The organism is Virgibacillus proomii (genome assembly GCF_900162615.1).
GTDB lineage: Bacteria > Bacillota > Bacilli > Bacillales > Amphibacillaceae > Virgibacillus > Virgibacillus proomii.
In genome coordinates this window covers 415,148-435,550 of the sequence record NZ_FUFN01000009.1, presented here as the reverse complement: position 1 = coordinate 435,550, position 20,403 = coordinate 415,148, and the positions used below count along the sequence as shown (strand labels likewise).

16 protein-coding genes are annotated in these 20,403 nt (G+C 35.1%); 11 read left to right on the top strand and 5 right to left on the bottom strand.

Translation table 11 applies throughout. From position 1 onward, the window contains the following. The first annotated feature begins 66 nt into the window (after positions 1–66). Positions 67–1,671 (top strand): glutathione ABC transporter substrate-binding protein, encoded by a 1,605-nt coding sequence (locus tag BN1066_RS04740; protein ID WP_077318332.1) that lies wholly within the window; start codon positions 67–69, stop codon positions 1,669–1,671. Positions 1,672–1,881: 210 nt separating this feature from the next. On the opposite strand, the gene BN1066_RS04735 is transcribed toward BN1066_RS04740, so the two are convergent. Further along, on the bottom strand, positions 1,882–2,097 hold the full coding sequence (locus tag BN1066_RS04735; protein WP_077318331.1) for a hypothetical protein: 216 nt from the start codon (positions 2,095–2,097) through the stop codon (positions 1,882–1,884). Between the two features lie 288 nt (positions 2,098–2,385). Here BN1066_RS04735 and BN1066_RS04730 point away from each other — a divergent pair, with 288 nt between their 5' ends. The 9 genes from BN1066_RS04730 to argH all read left to right on the top strand — a co-directional run bounded on the left by BN1066_RS04730 (position 2,386) and on the right by argH (position 14,141). Continuing rightward, positions 2,386–3,363, top strand: coding sequence for a LacI family DNA-binding transcriptional regulator (locus BN1066_RS04730; protein WP_077318330.1), 978 nt, complete (start codon positions 2,386–2,388; stop codon positions 3,361–3,363). Between the two features lie 14 nt (positions 3,364–3,377). After that, a complete protein-coding gene (gene rbsK, locus BN1066_RS04725; RefSeq protein WP_077318329.1) occupies positions 3,378–4,262 on the top strand; it encodes a ribokinase in 885 nt (294 codons plus the stop codon). Positions 4,263–4,270: 8 nt separating this feature from the next. Continuing rightward, the gene (rbsD, locus tag BN1066_RS04720; RefSeq protein WP_077318328.1) at positions 4,271–4,666 is read left to right on the top strand and encodes a D-ribose pyranase; all 396 of its coding nucleotides are present in this window, start codon (positions 4,271–4,273) and stop codon (positions 4,664–4,666) included. Positions 4,667–4,682: 16 nt separating this feature from the next. Further along, the gene (locus BN1066_RS04715) at positions 4,683–6,188 is read left to right on the top strand and encodes a sugar ABC transporter ATP-binding protein (RefSeq protein ID WP_077318327.1); all 1,506 of its coding nucleotides are present in this window, start codon (positions 4,683–4,685) and stop codon (positions 6,186–6,188) included. After that, positions 6,185–7,120, top strand: a complete 936-nt coding sequence (locus BN1066_RS04710; protein WP_077318326.1) for an ABC transporter permease subunit — start codon at positions 6,185–6,187, stop codon at positions 7,118–7,120. The genes BN1066_RS04715 and BN1066_RS04710 overlap by 4 nt, the downstream gene beginning before the upstream one ends. Positions 7,121–7,315: 195 nt before the next feature. Next, positions 7,316–8,251: a ribose ABC transporter substrate-binding protein RbsB gene (gene rbsB, locus BN1066_RS04705; RefSeq protein ID WP_179104288.1), complete on the top strand. Its 936-nt coding sequence runs from the start codon at positions 7,316–7,318 to the stop codon at positions 8,249–8,251. Between the two features lie 862 nt (positions 8,252–9,113). Then, positions 9,114–10,625: an AbgT family transporter gene (locus BN1066_RS04700; RefSeq protein ID WP_077318325.1), complete on the top strand. Its 1,512-nt coding sequence runs from the start codon at positions 9,114–9,116 to the stop codon at positions 10,623–10,625. 496 nt (positions 10,626–11,121) lie between these two features. Then, entirely contained in the window at positions 11,122–11,799 is a 678-nt protein-coding gene (locus tag BN1066_RS04695; protein ID WP_077318324.1) for a uracil-DNA glycosylase, read from the top strand. Between the two features lie 1,019 nt (positions 11,800–12,818). Next, complete coding sequence (gene argH, locus BN1066_RS04685) at positions 12,819–14,141, top strand: argininosuccinate lyase (RefSeq protein WP_077318322.1); 1,323 nt, start codon at positions 12,819–12,821, stop codon at positions 14,139–14,141. Positions 14,142–14,224: 83 nt separating this feature from the next. Here the strand turns inward: argH and BN1066_RS04680 are convergent, their stop codons facing one another. The 3 genes from BN1066_RS04680 to BN1066_RS04670 all read right to left on the bottom strand — a co-directional run bounded on the left by BN1066_RS04680 (position 14,225) and on the right by BN1066_RS04670 (position 16,214). Continuing rightward, positions 14,225–14,653 (bottom strand): HAD-IIB family hydrolase, encoded by a 429-nt coding sequence (locus tag BN1066_RS04680; protein WP_077318321.1) that lies wholly within the window; start codon positions 14,651–14,653, stop codon positions 14,225–14,227. A 10-nt stretch (positions 14,654–14,663) separates the two neighbouring features. Further along, complete coding sequence (locus BN1066_RS04675; RefSeq protein ID WP_077318320.1) at positions 14,664–15,473, bottom strand: glycosyltransferase family 8 protein; 810 nt, start codon at positions 15,471–15,473, stop codon at positions 14,664–14,666. A 273-nt stretch (positions 15,474–15,746) separates the two neighbouring features. Next, on the bottom strand, positions 15,747–16,214 hold the full coding sequence (locus tag BN1066_RS04670) for an Hsp20/alpha crystallin family protein (protein WP_077318319.1): 468 nt from the start codon (positions 16,212–16,214) through the stop codon (positions 15,747–15,749). Positions 16,215–17,008: 794 nt separating this feature from the next. Between BN1066_RS04670 and BN1066_RS04665 the strand changes: the two genes are divergently transcribed. Next, positions 17,009–18,160 (top strand): response regulator, encoded by a 1,152-nt coding sequence (locus BN1066_RS04665; protein WP_077318318.1) that lies wholly within the window; start codon positions 17,009–17,011, stop codon positions 18,158–18,160. Between the two features lie 378 nt (positions 18,161–18,538). Here BN1066_RS04665 and BN1066_RS04660 read toward each other — a convergent pair whose 3' ends face one another. Further along, a complete protein-coding gene (locus tag BN1066_RS04660; RefSeq protein ID WP_077318317.1) occupies positions 18,539–20,263 on the bottom strand; it encodes a histidine kinase in 1,725 nt (574 codons plus the stop codon). Positions 20,264–20,403: the final 140 nt, after the last annotated feature.

Below are 20,403 nucleotides of genomic sequence, written 5' to 3'. Positions count from 1 at the left end.
ATATTTAAACGTACTAATAACTTTTAAACTCAAGATAAAAAGATAGTCAGGGGGTATCGTACAGATATGAAGACAAAGAAGTTATTATGGTTAGTTTCTCTTTTAGCAATGCTTACTCTCGCATTGACAGCCTGTGCTGGCGATGGAGAGTCGAAAGACAAATCAGGTAAAGATGAAGAAGGAAAAGCAGGAAAAGGCAGTGGTGGTGATTTAGTGATTGCCACTGGAGCTGACATTGTAGGTTTATCTACGCATGGAACGAATGATGTCCCATCTAGTAACGTGATAGAGAACATTTATGAGACATTGACGAAGCTTGATGAAAATCAGAAAATTCAACCAGGACTAGCGAAAGAATGGAAAGAAGTAGATAAGAAAACATGGGAGTTCTATCTCCAGGACGGTGTGAAATTCCATGATGGTTCCGAACTGACTGCTGAGGTAGTGAAGAAGAACTATGATCGAATTCTAGATGAAAAAGTTGCCTCTCCACGAGCTTTTTTACTCGAAGCAGTAGAAAGTGTTGAAGCAAAAGATGAAAAAACAGTCGTTATTAAGTTGAAATACCCATATGCGCCATTATTAGCAAACTTGGCACATAGTGGTACTGGGATTATGAGTCCAAAGGTTATTGAAGCGGACTATAAACAAATGGAAGATGGTGGAAAAGCAGACGAATACATTAACAAAAACCCATCCGGTACGGGTCCATTTAAGTTCAAGGAATGGACACCAGGTGAAAAAGTGGTGTTAACCCGTAATGATGATTACTGGGGAGAAAAGGCAAAGCTTGATACAGTCACATTCAAAGTTGTTTCTGAACAGAGTTCCCGAATTGCTGAGTTGGAAACTGGGGTCTCCCATATAGCTGACCAGATTGGGCCGAATAACATTTCCCGTGTAGAAAAAATGGATGGTGCTAATCTCGAACAGGAACCTAGTGTTTCTTTATCCTATGTCGGATTTAATTTGAAAAAAGAACCGTTTAACGACAAAAGAGTACGTCAGGCGATTTCAATGGCTATCAATAAAGAAGAAATCATTGACGGTGTTTACAATGGTGTAGCTATTCCAGCCAAAGGTCCGTTGGCACCACCAGTATTTGGTTACGATGAAAATGTAAAAGGTTTAGAGTACAATGTAGAAAAAGCGAAAGAACTATTGAAAGAAGCCGGCTATGAAGATGGCTTTAAGACAACCATTTGGACAAATGATCAAGAGCAGCGAGTAGACACTGCTGTTACCATTCAATCCCAATTAAAAGAAATTGGTATTGATGTTAAAATTGAAGAACTTGAATGGGGAGCGTATTTGGAAAGAACAGCAAACGGTGATCATGATATGTACGTGCTTGGCTGGTCTGACGTAACTTCCGATGCAGACTATGGTTTGTACCCATTATTCCACTCTTCTGCAGTTGGTGACCCAGGTAACCGATCCTTCTTAGAGGATAAAGAGCTGGATAAAGTATTAGACGATGCACGACATGAAACAGATCCAGAAGCTCGTAAAAAATTGTATTCAAAAGCACAAGAAATGCTTGTTGACTTAGCACCAATGATCTATATTCTCCATCAAGAGTACTTGCTTGGTGTAAGTGATTCCGTAAAAGACTTTAGCATTGATGCTAATGGAATTTACCAAATTAAACAAGCTTATATTGCAGAGTAATTCCTTTATCAGAACCGAGTACTGCTTATGTACTCGGTTCTTTTTGAATACGTTCTAGACGATGGCAATTTCCTAATCTTTATCTCAAACGTTAATAGCATACCATATAGCCTGTTGATAGCGTGATTTTAATAAAATCAATAATTAGATTATTAATGTTAAAAGCCTTGGTACCTACTTTATGTTAGCCGGAAAAATTTTGCTTAGCATTTACCTTAATGCAAAATAAGCAATGAGAATAAATATTCCGCCAAAACCAATAATATATGCGATAAATACTGGATTGAGTAAGATTGGATAATTCCTTGTAGCTCTAGTATCCGGATCATGCGTATCTTCTTGAGTTTCCACTTCCTTACCCACTTTAATCGTAAAAAATAATGCGACTAAACTTATGAATCCTACAGCACCTACTAATAACCACATATCTATACCGCCTTTTTTCTTTATATTTTTTGCTCGTAACCCATTAATATACATAAAACAGCACAAATTTACTGGAAAACCATAGGTTGTTGAAAAAATGACAGATTTTTTAAAAAATAACTATTGACAATTTTATACAATTCTTTACAATTGTATGTAACGGGTTTCATAGTTGCCTATACTATTTTTTGATTATTTTTTAAAAAGATAGGATCTAAGGGAGTGGTATTTGAAATTTCAATCTTTGTGTAAACGATTGCATAGGGGGTAATGAAAGGAGGAAGATCAATGGCAACGATTAGGGATGTGGCGAAATTAGCTAATGTGTCAACCGCAACAGTTTCCAGAGTTTTAAATAATCAAGGTTATGTAAACAACGAAACAAGAAAGCGAGTCAATGATGCTATTAAGCAGCTAAACTATCGACCGAATGATGTTGCAAGAAGTCTTTTTAAAGGACGCTCTAAGATGATTGCTTTATTTGTTCCCGATATTAAAAATCCTTTTTTTCCAGAGCTTGCTCGGGCAGTGGAAGATGTAACGAATAAGCATAACTACACATTTGTACTTTGCAATACAGATGATAACCTCGATAAAGAAATCACTTATTTAAATGGTTTACAGCAAAAGTCTGTAGATGGACTAATTATGGTGTCAAGTACGATTTCTCAAGAAGATATAAAGAATATTTCGGTTCCTATAATTTCACTTGACCGTAAGTTTAGTTCAGAAGTTTCATCCGTAACTGTAAATAACCGGAAAGGTGCTGAAATTGCAACTCGCTACTTAAAATCCATTGGATGCAAACGAATTGCGCATATTTGTGGTCCCCAGTCTGCCAGCAACTCAATGGATCGTTTAAAAGGCTACCTTGATGTCGTTAAACATGAAAGCTGGTTTTTATCCAGTTACGTCGTATCTGGCGATTATCGCTTTCAACAATCATTTGAAATTACGAGGGAGATGCTAACACAACATCCGGAAATTGATGGAATTTTTGTTGGAAATGATTTAATGGCGGTAGGGGTTTTGAAAGCAACAAAATCTTTAAAAATCAAAGTACCTGAAGAATTATCAATTATTGGTTTTGATGGTATATCCATAGGGGAAACAACCACTCCAACCTTAACTACCATGCAGCAACCGATTTATAAGCTTGGTGTTCGAGCAGCACAAATACTATTAGATCATATTAATAATCCAAATCACGACATTATTCAAGAAGAATGGGATGTTACACTAATTAAACGCGATTCGACAAAATGAAGGGAGTAACAGCAATGAACAATCAACCAAAAGTTTGTGTAGTAGGTAGTATTAATATGGATTTAGTCATCGAAACAGCAAAAATGCCACAACAAGGGGAAACGGTGCTTGGAGAATCCTTTGCAACTTATCCAGGCGGAAAAGGAGCAAACCAAGCTGTTGCAGCAGCTCGTCTTGGAGCAGATGTCCGTTTAATTGGTGCTGTTGGTAATGATCCATTTGGAAAAACATTGATGAGTCGACTCCAAAAAGAAGGGATAAATATAAATGGTGTCATCAATGATCAACTATTACCAACAGGTGTTGCAAATATTATTTTATCAGATAAAGATAACCGCATTATTGTTGCCCCCGGTGCCAATTCAGCTATAGTACCAGCCGTAATCGATAAACATGATTTGATTATTCGTCAGAGTCACATTATCTTATTACAATTAGAAATTCCGTTAGAAACAGTGCTTTATACGGTGAAAAAAGCAAAACAATATGATATTCCTGTCGTCGTTAACCCTGCTCCATTTCAACAGCTTCCAGCTAAACTTTTAGAATACACTACATATTTTACCCCAAATGAACTAGAAGCTAAGGCAATGAGCAACGATCCTTTATATACATCCATAGAAGAAAAAATGATTATAACCCTCGGAAAAGAAGGGGTGTCTTTTATAGAAAATGGTAAAAAACAGCATGTTGAAAGCTTTAACGTAGATGTAAAGGATACAACTGGAGCTGGGGATACATTTAATGGAGCATTTGTAACTTGTCTGGCGAAAGGTCTTTCTATCGCTGAGGCTGTAGAATATGCGAATGCTGCTGCAGCTCTGTCGATTACGAAAGTAGGAGCCCAAGAGGGAATGCCAACGAAAGAAATGGTAGAGAAATTCATTCAGGAAAGGTAAGGTTAACATTGAAGAAGACAGGTATTTTGAATCGATATATATCAATTGTACTATCCAAACTAGGGCATACAGATACAATAATTATTGCAGATTGCGGTTTACCTATCCCTGACGATACCATATGTATTGATGTTTCCCTTCATCTCGGAGAGCCACCGCTATGGAAAGTGTTGGAAGAGCTGATGGAGCATATAGTTGTAGAAAAAATTACAATGGCAACGGAAATGAAAACGAATAATCTTAATTTACATGATGAAATAATAACTACCTATTCGGATATTGAAATGGATTATATGTCACATGACGAACTTAAAGCTTGTATTAAGAACACAAAAGCAGTTATTCGAACAGGAGAGGCAACACCTTATGCAAATGTTATATTGCAAGCTGGTGTGATTTTCTGACGAAAGGGGTGAGAATATGACTGATAAATCGTTTATTGTCATGAAGGATATCAGCAAATCTTTTTCTGGCAATCAAGTATTACGACAGGTCGATTTTAGAATAAAACGTGGAGAAATTCACGCCTTAATGGGAGAAAATGGAGCAGGAAAGTCAACATTAGTAAAGATTTTAACAGGAATTTACCAAAAAGATGAAGGTGAAATTTTTTTAGAAGGAGAAAAGATAACGTTTACTAATCCAAAGGAAGCTGAAGAAAAAGGAATTAGTATGATCCATCAGGAATTAAATATTATCCCCCAGTTAAGCGTAATGGAAAATATGTTTTTAGGAAAAGAAATAACTTATGGAAAAACTGGAATTCTAAATAAGCAAGAAATGAAACAAAGAACAAAAGAGAGTTTAGCTAAATTGGGAGTAGAGTCTATTTCTCCAGAAGATATAGCTGGCAATTTATCTGTTGGGCAACAACAAATGATTGAAATCGCTCGTACTTTAGCAACAAATGCGGAGCTGCTTGTAATGGACGAGCCTACTGCAGCATTAACAGACCGAGAGATTGAGAGGTTTTTTAATGTAATTAAAAAGCTAAAAGCCGAAGGTGTCAGTATTATTTATATTTCTCATCGCATGGAGGAGATTTTTGAAATATGTGATCGTATAACAGTGCTTCGGGATGGTGAGTACATCGGAACAGAAAAAATAGCAGATACATCATTTCAAGCGATTGTGAAAATGATGGTTGGCAGGGAGATCGGTGAGCGATACCCAACTAGATCAAATAGTATAGGAGATACCGTCTTTGAAGCAAAAGCATTAGCGTGCGATAACATCGTTAACGATGTTAGTTTTTTCGTGAAACAAGGTGAAATCTTAGGTGTTGCTGGTCTCATGGGAGCAGGACGATCAGAATTAATGGAAGCTATATTTGGGTTTCGAAAATTAACGAAAGGAACGATCTATATTAATGGAAAAAAAGTTGATATTAAACACCCAAATGATGCTGTAAAGGCGGGCATTGGTTTTATCACGGAAGATCGTAAATCAAAAGGTTTAGTAATTGATGCTTCGATTAAAGAAAATATTGCTTTAACGAACTTGAAGACGTTATCAAAGAAGGGGGTTATTTATAAAAGGAAAGAAAGAGATCTGGTTAAAAGATTAATGGAAAAATTAAAAGTAAGAGCGACAAGTGAAGAACAGATAGTAAAGTCGTTAAGTGGCGGTAATCAACAAAAAGTAGTTTTAGCAAAGTGGTTAGGTATTCGTCCCAAAATACTCATTTTAGATGAGCCAACTAGAGGAGTGGATATCGGAGCTAAAAAAGAAATTTATACCATCATTAATGAACTTAGTAAAAATGGTGTAGCGATTATTATGGTTTCTTCCGAATTACCAGAAGTGCTAGGGGTCAGCGATAGAGTTATGGTCATGCATGAAGGAAAGATAACTGCTTTTTTTGATCGAACAGAGGCGGATCAGGAAAAGATTATGATGGCAGCTACGGGAGGAGGTCAAACATGAAGAGGTTCAACGGAATAAATATAGCAAAGCTGGGACCTCTGCTTGGTTTAATACTTATTACTGCTGTTTTAGGAGTGATGAGTGAGAACTTTTTTACGTTAAATAATCTCTTTAATTTATTGAGGCAAGTTTCTGTGAATGCATTGATTGCTTTTGGAATGACATTTGTTATTTTAACAGCAGGTATCGATCTTTCAGTGGGATCTATTTTAGCTTTGGGAAGTGCACTTACAGCTGGAATGTTAGTAAATGGAATAGACCCATTACTAGCAGTACTTATTGGTCTTTTTATCGGTTTAGTTCTTGGTGCTGTAAATGGACTGATTATTACCAAAGGAAAGGTAGCACCTTTTATTGCGACATTAGCAACGATGACTATTTTTCGTGGAGCAACACTTGTTTATACAGATGGGAAGCCAATTACCGGTTTATCTGATAGTTTTATGTTTGAAATGATTGGTCGAGGCTATGTATTTGGAATTCCGTTTCCAGCGATTTTAATGATTATCGTGTTTGCTATTTTATTTTTCGTTCTAAGGAACACGGTATTTGGTCGGCAAGTGTACGCTATTGGTGGCAATGAAGAAGCTTCGATCTTATCCGGTATAAAAGCAGAGCGGGTAAAGATTTGGGTTTATTCTTTAACAGGTATGCTATCCGTATTGGCAGGTATTATTATTACAAGTCGGCTGGATTCCGCACAACCAACAGCTGGAACGATGTACGAGTTAGATGCTATTGCTGCAGTTGTCATTGGCGGTACAAGTCTCTCGGGTGGCAAGGGAAGGATTGTAGGTACGCTTATCGGAGCGTTAATTATCGGCGTCATTGATAACGGTCTAAATTTATTAAATGTCTCCTCATTTTACCAACAAATTGTTAAAGGTGGCGTGATTTTACTAGCAGTACTCTTAGATAGAAATTCGAAATAATTTAAAAGTGTTTGTTCAAAACAAGGCAAAAAGGAATGAGACAACAAGAGGGAGAAGTTTGTAGATCTTAGATCATAAATCGCCAGAACCAAGAAATTCTGTAGCATTTTCACCAGATGTTTTGAACATCTTCTTATAGGAATTTCGATACGATTTCATGTATCGTTCCAAAAAATAAATAGGAGGTAATTTTTAATGATGAAATGGTTGAAAGGGTTGCTGATTGCTGCTGCTATGTTAATCGTTTTAGGGGCTTGCTCCACAGAGGGTCCTAAAGATGCAGAAGGGAAGAAAGACGGGGAAGATAAGGATAGCGTAAAAATTGGTTTATCTATTTCTACATTAAACAACCCGTTTTTTGTTACGCTACGTGATGGAGCAGAAAATGCAGCCAAGGAAGCGGGATATGAACTGGTTACCGCAGATGCTCAAAATGATCCATCTACCCAATTAAGTGATATTGAAGATTTGTTACAGCAGGATATTGATATATTGCTTGTAAACCCTGTAGATTCAGAGGCAGTTGTTACAGCGGTTGAATCAGCAAATAAAGCAGACGTACCAGTTATTACAGTAGACAGGAGCTCAGATGGCGGGGAGGTTGTAACGCATATAGCTTCTGATAATATCGCTGGTGGGGAAATGGCTGGAGAATTTATTGCAGAACAGCTAGGGGAAAAAGGTAATATTGTAGAATTAGAAGGTATATCTGGGTCGTCAGCTGCCAGAGAAAGAGGAGAAGGATTCCATAATATTATTGATAAATTGGATGAAATGGAAGTTGTTGCTAAGCAGACAGCTGATTTTGACCGAACAAAAGGTTTATCTGTCATGGAAAATATCATACAAGGCAAAAATGATTTTGTTGCATTATTTGCGCATAATGATGAAATGGCATTAGGCGCAATCGAAGCGTTGGAATCACAAAACAAGCTAGAAGATGTAATTGTTGTAGGCTTTGATGCAACAGAGGATGCAGTTAAAGCTGTTGAAGACGGAAGAATGGCTGCTACGATAGCGCAACAACCCGAAATTATTGGTCAACGTGGTGTAGAAGCAGCAGGAAAGATTGTCAAAGGTGAAGAAGTAGAAGAATTTATCCCTGTTGAATTGAAATTAATTACTAAATAATGAAGGGTCTGTCACCAAAAATATAGCACTTTTGGTGACAGGTTTTTTTAATTGTTTGAAGAGATATAAAATTATTTCATTGTGAATAATTCTTTTTTTAAAAAAAGCTTCGTTCAGCTTAAAGCGCTCAAGCTTAAGCAAACGTCGCTTTTCTTCCTACGATATCGTCAATATCAGCTCGAATCTAAAGGAATGCCAACTAGCCGCTCGCCATACCCCTGTGTTAGAAGCATGTTTTCTTTATATCGAATGTAAAAAGCCGTATTTCTCTCATTTAAAAAAACCAGCTTATATTTTACGAATTTTATAAGAAAACGGTTTTGTTTGAGCCACAGGACAAGTAAGACTTCCTGAATAAGCATCGCGGTTTTTCAAGGATGCTCGAGTTTTTAACCCTTGTTCACTTCAGCAAAGAATACCTTCTAATGAAAGTCGCATCTCGTTGTTGTACGGTCGTCTAAATGAGCACTTTGTTCCATTACAAGGAGAAAAAACACTGAATGATTATAATTGCTCATTCTATTCATTAAGTCTCGATTGATTTCTTCGCTAAAATCTATTAATAAAAGTAACAAATAATTGTTGACACAACCATAGTTAACTATGTAATATAAAGGAAAATTAGTAAGAGTAGAGGATGTAGCTTTAGTGAAAAAATTCATTAAAAGTTAATTACAGCAGAACCAGCTTTCCAATGAGTTAGCAAGTTCATCTATGAGCACTCCAAGGTTAAACAGGAATTTGAACTGTTTACGAAATGTAATCCATATAAATGTCCAATTCCTAATGAAGTGGAGCCAACAGTCTTGAAAATATAATCAGAATTTACGGAATAATCTAACATCTAGAAAGAGGGAATGTTATGAAAGAAAAGAAAAACCTGTTTCAAAAGTTTCTTAACGGTATTGAGAGGGTAGGTAATAAACTTCCCGATCCATTTATCTTATTTATTGCTTTAGCAATTATTGTTATCATCGCATCCTCCATCTTTAGTATGTTTAATGCCTCTGTAATCCATCCAGGTTCTGGAGAAGAACTTCCAATCAAGAATTTAGCATCTGGAGAAGGAATTCAATTTATATTGACCTCCATGCTAGAGAACTTTACAGGTTTTGCTCCGTTAGGATTAGTCCTTGCTATGATGCTTGGGATTGGCTTAGCTGAAAAAGTAGGTTTATTAGATTATGCAATTAGAAAAACAATTTTAAAATCGCCACCAGCGCTTGTTACGTATACTGTTGTGTTTGTCGGAATTTTAGGTAACCTTGCTTCTGATGCTGCAATGGTTTTAATTCCACCGTTAGCAGCGATGGTTTTTTATAAAATCGAACGTCATCCACTTGCTGGATTAGTAGCCGGTTATGCGGCAACAGGAGCAGGATTTACGGCTAATTTATTTATTGCCGGAACAGATGCAATATTAGCTGGAATTTCGACGGAAGCAGCTGCAATTATAGATGATTCTATTGTTGTGACGCCAATTGATAACTGGTATTTTAATATTGTTTCTGTATTTGTAATTACGATTGTAGGCGGACTTATTACAGATAAGCTTATTGAACCAAGACTAGGTACGTATAAAGGAGGAGTCGTTGACAACGTAGATGAGGAAGATCATCCGAAAGCAAAAAAGGCATTTATTCTTGCATTAATTGCAGGAGTTATGTATATAGCAATGATAGTAACAGCTATATTTATTCCAAACAGTCCATTGAGAAATGAAGATGGCGGACTAGCCCCATCGCCATTTTTAGATGGTATTGTACCACTAATTTTATTTTTCTTCATTATTATCGGAGTTACTTACGGCATTACAGTTGGAAAAATTAAATCTAGCAAAGATATTAGCAAGTACATGGCGGAATCGATGAAAGATATGGCAGGGTATATAGTATTAATCTTTGCGATTGCACAGTTTATCAGTTATTTTAATTGGTCAAATATTGGTACATGGGTTGCCGTAAATGGTGCAGAAATTTTAAAAGAAATAAACTTTACCGGCATTTGGTTGATCATTGGTTATATTCTTTTTACCGCTACATTAAATTTCCTAATCACGTCTGGATCAGCTAAATGGGCATTGGAGGCTCCGGTATTTATTCCAATGTTTATGCAACTAGGTTACAGCCCTGCGTTTACACAAGCAGCATACCGTATTGCAGACTCGTCTACGAATATTGTCACACCATTAATGCCATATATGGTCATTATTTTAGCGTTTATGCAAAAATACGATAAAAAGGCCGGTGTTGGTACATTTATTTCACTTATGATACCTTACTCCGCTGCATTTTTATTTACATGGATTATCTTAATTTTAATTTTCTATTATGCAGGCATACCGTTTGGTCCTGGTGTCACCCCATTTTTATAAAAATTAAGATTAAAGCTGGAGGAGGATGTTATCTTCCACCAGTATTTTTTGAGAAGAAGGAGTGATAAAGAGATGTTAGGAGAAAAACTACTTCATTGGAGAAGAGATTTATCAGTATCCAGAAACAGGGTTTTTAGAGATGCGAACAGCTTCCATCGTTGCTGCTGAGTTAGCAGAATTAGGGTTTGAATTAAAAATAAAAAAGCAGTGATGTCTCCTGAGCATTGTATGGGAAAACCTGCTGCTGAGGTGGCAGAAACACATGATAAATGGGCATTAGAACATGGAGTAGACAATGACTTTATTATATATTTTTCCAAATAGATTTTTCAATAGATTAGTAGCCGTTTTTATGTTCACTTACTGCAGGATTCTTTGCTGTTTGAAATAAATCGAATCATTCTAACTACAAAACTAGCTCATTTGCTTTTTCTCTCACTTTCTAATCATGGTAGAATAGTAACCAGTAAAAGAATAATCAACGAGGAAGGATAGCATGAAAAAGCAAATTTTATTTAATGATTGGGAGCCTTTATTAAAGGAAGAGTTTGAAAAGCCATACTATCGAAAGTTGCGGGAGTTTTTGAAACGGGAATATGCAACACGTACGGTCTATCCAGATATGTATGATATTTTTAATGCACTTCACTATACACCTTTTGAAAAGGTAAAAGTGGCAATTTTAGGTCAGGATCCTTATCATGGCCCTAATCAGGCGCATGGTTTGAGTTTTTCGGTTAAAAAAGGAGTTGCAATTCCACCGTCCTTAAAAAATATGTTTATCGAAATGCAAAGTGATCTAGGTCATCCAATCCCTAGCCATGGCTACCTTGTAAAATGGGCGGAACAAGGTGTGCTTCTGCTTAACAATGTATTAACGGTGAGAAGGGGGCAAGCACATTCTCACCGAGGTATGGGCTGGGAGCAATTTACGGATCGTGTTATACAATTATTGAATCAAAAGTCGGATCCTATTGTCTATATTTTATGGGGATCTGCTGCCCAAAAAAAGCAAGCACTAATTGATACAACGAAACATTATATTATAAAAGCACCACATCCTAGTCCGTTATCTGCATATCGAGGTTTTTTTGGCAGTAAACCATTTTCTAAAACGAATGCCGTATTGAAGCAATTAGGTAAAGAAGAAATTGATTGGCAAATTGATGATTAACTCATTGTTTATCTTATAAACTTCAATTCATTTTTGGCTGATGACAGCATGATTTATCCAGATCTATGGTTCCGTATGACTCCCGCTTCAGAGTTATAGAGATTACGAAGAAGTCGAAGTAGGAGATAACGGCATCTAAATGTTCGCTTCGACAGGACATGAAAGGCTACGACAGCGATGCATCGCACGTAGAAAAAGCGTTCTTCTTTTTCAAGACTTCTTGAATAAGCATCGCGGTTTTTTAAGGACAAGAAGGACTACAACAGCGATACTTATCGATTTTTCAAGGATAAGAAAAACCTTGATAACGACACATCGCGATTTTTTTAGAGCGCCTGAGATTTTAGCTTTCGTTTTTCTTCTATCGGGGAGGGGTGAAGGAAAGGCCATACTGAATGAAGTTTTACTTTTGTAGTTAGTGTCTTTAGTACATACTTATTAACTAGATTTTAAGAAAATGAATGTATTCGCTTCATTCTATGTATCGGTTCCAAGTTCCGACTTTTCTCCTGTATCTTTTAAATATCAACAACTTAATTGACAAAACAGAAAAGCCTATTGTAGGATAATAATAATATTTAATGCATATTAATACAATATAGAGGTGAGCGGTATCATTTCTTTAATACCGCTGATTACTGCAATTGTTTAGCTGTTTTCTTCAATAATGTAATGTACCTTTATTTACTTATTTATTGGACTTTTAATTATATCCAAGATGACTTCTGATAAAGTTATGGCAGGAAGTCATTCTATATTAATTTAGTTGCCGTTATGGTATTATTTGTAACTTTATTTAGTTTACTGGTTTCTTACGGATTTCCAATAAAATCAGTACCTGTGCTTTAAGTATTGCTTATTTATTTGCAGCAGTCGTATTTATTTTGCTAATTCTAGTATGTAAAGTGAAAAATAAATGTGATTTTTGATCTCGAGTATGCGACAAATGATAAGTGTTATACTGATTTTAGTATTAGTATGGGCAATAGAAATAATAAACAAGAAGTGGAGGATTTATCATGAAGCTGTGGGGCGGGCGATTTACTAAAGCAGAGGATAAATTAATGGAACAATTTAATAGTTCATTAACTGAAGATATGGTACTAGTAGATGAAGATATCCAGGGGAGTATCGCACATGCAGAAATGTTAGTGCATTGTAAAATTTTAACTAGAGAAGATGGTGAAGAGATCATTCGTGGTCTTTATTCTATTTGGAATGAAATTCGTAGTGGGAAGTTAAAAATAGAAGGAGATCATGAAGATATTCATAGCTTTGTCGAGGCAACGCTGACAGCAAGAATAGGGGAAGCAGGCAAAAAACTTCACACTTCACGGAGCAGAAATGATCAAGTAGCAACAGATTTGAAACTCTATGCAAAAAAGCAGGCAAAATCTGTAATAGATTGTCTGCAAGCGTTGAAGAACAGTCTAAAGGAAAAGGCACTTGAGAACAATAACGTAATCATGCCCGGGTACACACATCTCCAACGTGCCCAAGTAGTAACCTTTGGCTATCATTTACGCGCATATATAGAAATGTTTTCCAGAGACGAACAGCGGCTTAAACATACGATTGAGATTTTAAATGAAAACCCGCTAGGATCAGGAGCGTTAGCTGGTACAACTCATGATATTGATCGAGACATTACGACTAAAAAGCTAAGATTCCATAAACCAACAGCTAATTTTATGGATGGGGTAAGTGACCGGGATTTTATTATCGAACTTTTATCTGATTTTTCCATCATTATGATGCATTTAAGCAGATTAAGTGAAGAATTGATATTATGGAGTAGTCAAGAATTCTCATTTATTAAAATAGATGATGCATATGCGACCGGCAGCAGTATTATGCCACAGAAGAAAAATCCCGATGCAGCAGAATTGATTCGAGGAAAAACAGGAAAGATATATGGTGCACTTATTTCTACACTTACAACAATGAAAGGCTTGCCGCTTTCCTATAATAAAGATATGCAGGAAGTAAAGCTGCCCATGTTCCAAGCTGTGGATGAGGTGCTGCTTTCCCTACAGATAATGGATAAAATGATTGCTACTTTGCAAGTAAATGGAGACGAAATGAAAAAAGCGATTAAAGCAGGCTTTTTAAATGCAACAGAAGTAGCTGATTATTTAGTAAAAAAAGGTGTTCCATTTAGAGATGCCCACGGGATTGTCGGAGCCATTGTTTTGTACTGTGAAGAAAAGGGGAACAGTATTGAGGATTTAACATTAGAAGAGTTAACGTCGTTTAGTGAGTTCATCACAGAAGACATTTATGATTATGTGAATTATTCGTCCCTGCTAAACCGGGGAAATAAAAAAGAAATGATAGAATAGGTTATCCGCCCTTTATGGTAGTTCCATCACCATAAAGGGGTTCAACTATAGTGAATAAAGAGTAGGGGAATCGAAAAGTAAGGTTATGGTGAAATTAACTGATTTCGTTGAAAGCTAAGGAAAATTCCATCACCTTCTGCTCTTGAAGTAATTTCTTTAGCAATTCTTTTTAGATTTTTTGTGGCATTTTCCATAGCAACACCATAGTTAACTGCTTCAAACATTTTAATATCATTGTCTCCATCTCCATATGCCATTGTATTGTGTTTGGGGATGTTTAACTGCTTCAAAACAAACTGAACAGCTTGAGCTTTATCTACTCCCTTTACGGCAATCTCTCCACTATTCTTTCCAAATCGGGGAACATTTGTTCGATATATTGTAAAACACTTACTAAATTTATTGGTAATCGTATGAAATGGATGCTCTTCATTACTAATAAACGATATTTTATTGACATTTCCATAGTGAATTTCTTTTTTGAAGTAGCTATAAGTACTCAGGCCTAGCAAACTTCTTTATTTATGATAGGTTAACCTGTCGTTCATAATGCTTATACAAAGAATGAAAGCTTCCATAATAATTTTTATACCAAGGCTTTTTCTTACCGCAAAAATGAATAATAGCCGTATGATTAATGATAAAATCCATATCTACTTTATTTTTACTCACCATTTTATAATAATAATAAAATCTAGCATCAAAGTTATATAAAGTTTCTTCCACATTTTTTATCTGCTTTGAATATAAGCCATTTAAAATATCCTGATCTGGCAGAATAAGCTTCTTCTTATTTTTTTCAACAAATTCAAAAATTTTTTTCTCCGATATTTTCTGACGCTGTTCATTTAAATTTAATAGGAGTACACCAGAATTATAATAAGCTTTTATATTATATGGTTTTAATCTAAGTTTATTTATATTTGTAATTGGAGTTCTGTCATGATATGCAGCAGCATACAAATAACCAGTCAGATCAAGATAATACAGCTCTCGAATAGAGTTAATAATGATCATATCAGGGTCAAGATAGAGTACCCGGTCAATCGAAGGTGGTAAGAATTTATACGCTAATAGGCGATAATACATTTCTACTGAAAAATGCTTGACTACAGGTGCATTTGCAAATTGGTCACTATCGACCGTAATAATTTTGAGTTGTTGATTTCTGCTTTCTATAAAGTTATTTAACATGGTAAGCTCTCTATCCTTCAATGATGAGTGCATTAAATAAATGCAAAATTTATCGTTCGAATGATTTATAAATAAGGAATGGAGCATTACTTTAAGAGGATGAATATAATTGGAATTAATCGTGACTAGAATATTCATATACATGTCTCCAGAATTATTTTGTTTAAGTTCATTAAGTACATTAAAAGATGCATCTTTCTTCATTCATCGTGTTATGCATTTAAATGCAACTGTCCGAGCTTTTAGTTCATTTTAACTTCTTTTTGAACACACTTTTCGTTTATGTAGAATATCAGGCACACATTTAAAAAAGTAAGATAGGGCTAACCTGCTATTTTCCATATTATAAATGTATCTTACCACATATACCTGTGCAACTTAGGTTCAGGAATATCCACATTTTTTTAGCCTTTATTTTCTACTTATTTCAATACGACGTTTTTTGCTATCTTTATTTTTAGGAATATTGATATAGAGAATGCCGTTTTTATGATCAGCATTAATTTCATCAGTATTAACATTATCTGGAAGCATAAAGGAACGATGGAAAGATCCATAACTATGTTCAATTACATGCATTTCCGTTTCCTTATCTTCGGATTCAATATGTTGCTTTTTCTCTCCTTTAATAGTGATCATATTGTTGTCAATTTCTATTTCAATATCTTCTGGATCAATACCTGGAATTTCTGCTTCAACGAGATAGCGATCTTTTTTCTCTTTAATGTTACAAGCTAATAGTCCTTCCTCGTTCCTGTTCCATAATGGTTTTGTTGTGAAGAAAGGATCATCAAAAAAACGATCAAACATAGTATCTAATTCATTTTTAAATCTGTGCATAGGGTGATTATCTGAATTCCAACGTTTTATAGGTTTCATAGCTATTCCTCCTTTTAATTTGTTCGTTAGTTGTAAAGATTAATCGTCGAATTGTGATTATGTCTGTTTCGTTGCACAGGTTTCCAATCTAGGTTAGCCCAAACTCCCCTCACTATATATATTGCCGCTATTTTAAAATTAAAACCTATTGAACTTTAGTTTTTTTAATTTCCATTTTTTTTAGCATCTAATTGCCCAATCCGTTTGGGTCGTAGGATAAGAAAGACTTCGTCAGTGCACATTACGATTTTTCAAGGATAGGGAAAGCTTTGAAAGCAATACATGACGATTTTTTAAGGACGTACAGACTTAGCCTTCGATCTTCTCTTTCGTAGTTAAAAAAGTCAATTTGAACAAGAATTCACTTTATATGGAGTTATAGAAGATATGACAAAATTGGAATTGACCTGTAGAAAATGTTGATTAATGGTAAATGATAACCGATATAAAGAGAGACGAAACAGTAATATCATCCAAAATAGAGTGGACGATTCATAAGCTTATATCTTTTATATGTACATTACCCTATAGTTTACATTAAAATTTAAATGAACCTGTATATAAGGAGCGAAACCTTTCCTTATTATAATAATCCAAAGAAGTGAAGGGAAAAGTAATTGCTCCTAAATGCCTAATTTGTTTAAGGGCCTTTAGGTCATACCCCTGCGGTGCCAGCCTTTCAGTAGTGAAAAGCTTTACTGAAAGCAGTTTTGCATTTTTAAGCCTACCTTACTAACTAAGAAAATGATGCATCTAGACTTGTTTTTACCGTCAACTATAAAGGGGGCTTTTTTATGAAAGTTGTCCTAATTGATGATGAACAACATGCTTTAGACTCTTTAGAACGTAAATTAAATAGTATTGGTCAGATAGATATTTGTGGTAGTTTTTTATTTCCAAGTGAAGGTAAGGCATATATTTTAATGAATGATGTTGATGTAGTGTTTTTAGATATTCAGTTACCGGAAATAAATGGATTAGAGCTGGCTGAGGAGATTCAAAATAGTAAACCGCACATTACGATTGTGTTTGTAACAGCCTTTGATAAATATGCTGTTCAAGCTTTTGAATTACATGCTTTAGACTATCTTGTAAAGCCATTTAATAAGGAACGTTTGGAAAAAACAGTATCCCGGATACAAGGATACCTAGAGAGTAAAAAAGCTATTTCGTATAGTACCTTGATTCAAGTTAATATGTTTAAGCAGTTATCCATTGAATCACAACAATATAAAAAACAGTTTTTCAATTGGCGAACTTTACGAGCACAAGAATTATTCTTATATTTGTTACAAAATCGTGGTCAGTTTATTCAAAAATCAAGGTTAATTGAGTTATTATGGGAAGATGCAGAACCTAGTAAAGTTTTTCCTTTACTTTATACGACCGTATATCAAGTCAGGAAGGTGTTAAAACCATATCACAATCATATTAAAATTATAAGTAAGAATAATGCGTATATGCTTGAACTGAAAGAAGTAAAAATTGATGTCGTGGAATGGGAAAAGCAGTTAAACGAGATGGAAGTTATTCATTCTGGAAATATTGAGCGATATGAACGTTTAATGGAGAAAAGTGTAGCACCATACTTACAGGATTATGATTATATATGGATAGAAGCAGAGCGACAGCGCATAGAAAAAAGATGGTTGGAGACAGCATTACAAATCGCTTCTTTTTTCCAGCAACATGGGGATAAGCAAAAAGCGATAAATTGGTATAAAATAATATGTCACCGACATCCTAACGCAGAACAAGCTTATCTTGAATTAATGAAAATATACGCTTCAGAGGGGCAAACTGTACTGGTATATCAAGAGTATGAACGGTTGAGAAAAGAAGTGATTGAAGGATTAAATGTATCGTTAGGAGAAGAAACGGTCAATTGGTTTTATCAGTGGCAACAATCAGCTTCGAAAACAGTAATGAAATCAATATTTAATTGACGAACTTTTTTAATATGTAGGAGATGATAATATTCGTTTTTACATGGTGGATATTTGTTCCGTCTAGTTTACGTGTTCAAGTCCCTAACAGACTTCGTATTTCTTCCTACAATAAGTTAACATCGCTTGAATCTAAAGGAAGGCCGACTAAAAAGCGTTCTTCATTTTCAGGGACAAGAAAGGCTTCGGAAGCAAATACATCGCGGTTTTTCAAGGAGAGAAGCGCTCCTTGTATGAAGTATTACTAAATTTCTCCAGTTTGTACATCGTTAAATACCTGCACTTTTGTTCATGATCGTAGTAATAGTTCATCATTATTATTGTTAATCAGTTCCTCACAATGGAGAACTGATTAACAATATAGTTGATAGAAAGATACTATAATTTGGGTACTTGAAAGCTAATAAATGTCCCTTGATTAGGACGGCTAGTAATATTTAATCCCTTACCAAATAATCGTAGTAGGCGCTGATGGGTATTAGGTATCCCAATACCAGAATTTTCCCCTGGAGAATTTGTTAACAGCTTCTCGTAAGTACTTTGATTCATACCTATTCCATCATCGTAAACAGAAATTATCACATAATCTGCAAATTCTGTTGTCCGAATGACAACGCTTCCCCCTTTTTCTAAACTTAGAATACCATGCTGTAACGCATTTTCAACGAGTGTCTGAATTACTATAGGCGGGATTTTTAGTTGTAAATGTTCGTCAACCTCCCATCTAACATCAATCCTGGAACCGTAACGCTCTTTTTGAATGTACAAATATGATTTGGTGAATTCCAGCTCTTTATGCAAGTCAATCATGCTATTTTCATTTATATCATTAAAGCTTCTCCGTAAAAAGAAGCTAAATTCCTCAATTACTTGAATCATTTTCTCCTGATTTATTTCGCCTAAAGATGCAATCAGATTCAATGTATTAAATAAAAAATGCGGTTGAACTTTTGCTTGTAATAGGGCTGCTTCTGTTTGTAGTAGTTGTTTCTGCATCTTACTAATATAAATAAGACTACGAATACGTGACTTTATCTCAAGTGGATCCATTTGTTTTAATATATAGTCATTAGCTCCTGAGTGAAATACAGCCTGTATATCAATTAATTTGTTTCGTGGTGGAAGCAATAAAACAGGTAAATGGAAAAATGTATGATGTTTACGAATTAACTGCGTCAGTTGATACCCGGACAAATTTGGTAACATGGTAGCAGCAATAACTAGATCTACTTCATTATGATCTATCAGCTTTAAAGCTTCGGTTCCATCCATTGCTGTTAGCACTCTATAGTCAACTGTTAACAGTCTAAGTAAAGTAGACACATTTTCAGGGTGATTATCTACTATAACTACAGTTGGTTTTTGATTAGATGATGTCTTCTTTTTTAAAAGAGTGAAATCTTCTTCTGTCTCCTTTTTATCTTCTCTGATTGCTAATGGCAATTGAAAAGCGACGATAGTACATTTTTCCTGCATTGCTCCCTTATTTATTCTTCCTCCATATAATTTTATAAGCTGTTTTAATAAAACTCTTTGCTTCATGCCAACTGGAAACATGCTTTTTTGTTTGCTAATCGTGTTTCTCTTGTCCATTATATAGATTGTTGCCATCTGGTCTAAAGCTCTTGCTTTTATTAAAACATGATCTGATTTTATCACTGTATAAATATAATGAAAAAGTTGCATGAAAAGATCAATAACTTGATTTTCCTCCATTAAAATATGTGGAAAATTCGACGGTATATCTATAGAAATAGATGGATGTTTATCTTTTTTGGTCAAATAAAGTATATCCCGTATGGCAATAATGGTAGTATGGATGTTTGTTTCTAGTCTATTTGCTAGAAAACAATCTACTTGCGTATCAGGTGGATATCCCCAACTGTTACTGTCTTGATACATATTGGAAAGATTTTTTTTCGGTTGCTTCCACACTTGTTTTTGATCACTTATTTTTAATGATGTTTTAAATAGTTGAAATAAAAATAGAAAAAAAAGAGTGGCGGCTAAACTAAGTAGTAAGTAAGCAAATAAGCCACACCTTGTTACTTGTTGCATACTGAATAATTTTTGATGGATGCTGTATAAGACAGGTAAAAACAAGGTATCTCATCATCCTTCCCTTAAAAACTTATTTTTAATGATTATATAGGTATATTGACCTATAATAAAAGTTATAAACATTTGGTTTTGTTTAGGTAAAAAGTCCAGTATGTAAAAATTTTCAGAAAAGAATAGATATT

Bases quoted from the DNA above. Each gene is read 5' to 3' on its own strand.
- BN1066_RS04740 (WP_077318332.1), top strand. From the start codon at position 67: ATGAAGACAAAGAAGTTATTATGGTTAGTTTCTCTTTTAGCAATGCTT.
- BN1066_RS04735 (WP_077318331.1), bottom strand. From the start codon at position 2,097: ATGTGGTTATTAGTAGGTGCTGTAGGATTCATAAGTTTAGTCGCATTA.
- BN1066_RS04730 (WP_077318330.1), top strand. From the start codon at position 2,386: ATGGCAACGATTAGGGATGTGGCGAAATTAGCTAATGTGTCAACCGCA.
- rbsK (WP_077318329.1), top strand. From the start codon at position 3,378: ATGAACAATCAACCAAAAGTTTGTGTAGTAGGTAGTATTAATATGGAT.
- BN1066_RS04715 (WP_077318327.1), top strand. From the start codon at position 4,683: ATGACTGATAAATCGTTTATTGTCATGAAGGATATCAGCAAATCTTTT.
- BN1066_RS04710 (WP_077318326.1), top strand. From the start codon at position 6,185: ATGAAGAGGTTCAACGGAATAAATATAGCAAAGCTGGGACCTCTGCTT.
- rbsB (WP_179104288.1), top strand. From the start codon at position 7,316: ATGATGAAATGGTTGAAAGGGTTGCTGATTGCTGCTGCTATGTTAATC.
- BN1066_RS04700 (WP_077318325.1), top strand. From the start codon at position 9,114: ATGAAAGAAAAGAAAAACCTGTTTCAAAAGTTTCTTAACGGTATTGAG.
- BN1066_RS04695 (WP_077318324.1), top strand. From the start codon at position 11,122: ATGAAAAAGCAAATTTTATTTAATGATTGGGAGCCTTTATTAAAGGAA.
- argH (WP_077318322.1), top strand. From the start codon at position 12,819: ATGAAGCTGTGGGGCGGGCGATTTACTAAAGCAGAGGATAAATTAATG.
- BN1066_RS04675 (WP_077318320.1), bottom strand. From the start codon at position 15,473: ATGAATATTCTAGTCACGATTAATTCCAATTATATTCATCCTCTTAAA.
- BN1066_RS04670 (WP_077318319.1), bottom strand. From the start codon at position 16,214: ATGAAACCTATAAAACGTTGGAATTCAGATAATCACCCTATGCACAGA.
- BN1066_RS04665 (WP_077318318.1), top strand. From the start codon at position 17,009: ATGAAAGTTGTCCTAATTGATGATGAACAACATGCTTTAGACTCTTTA.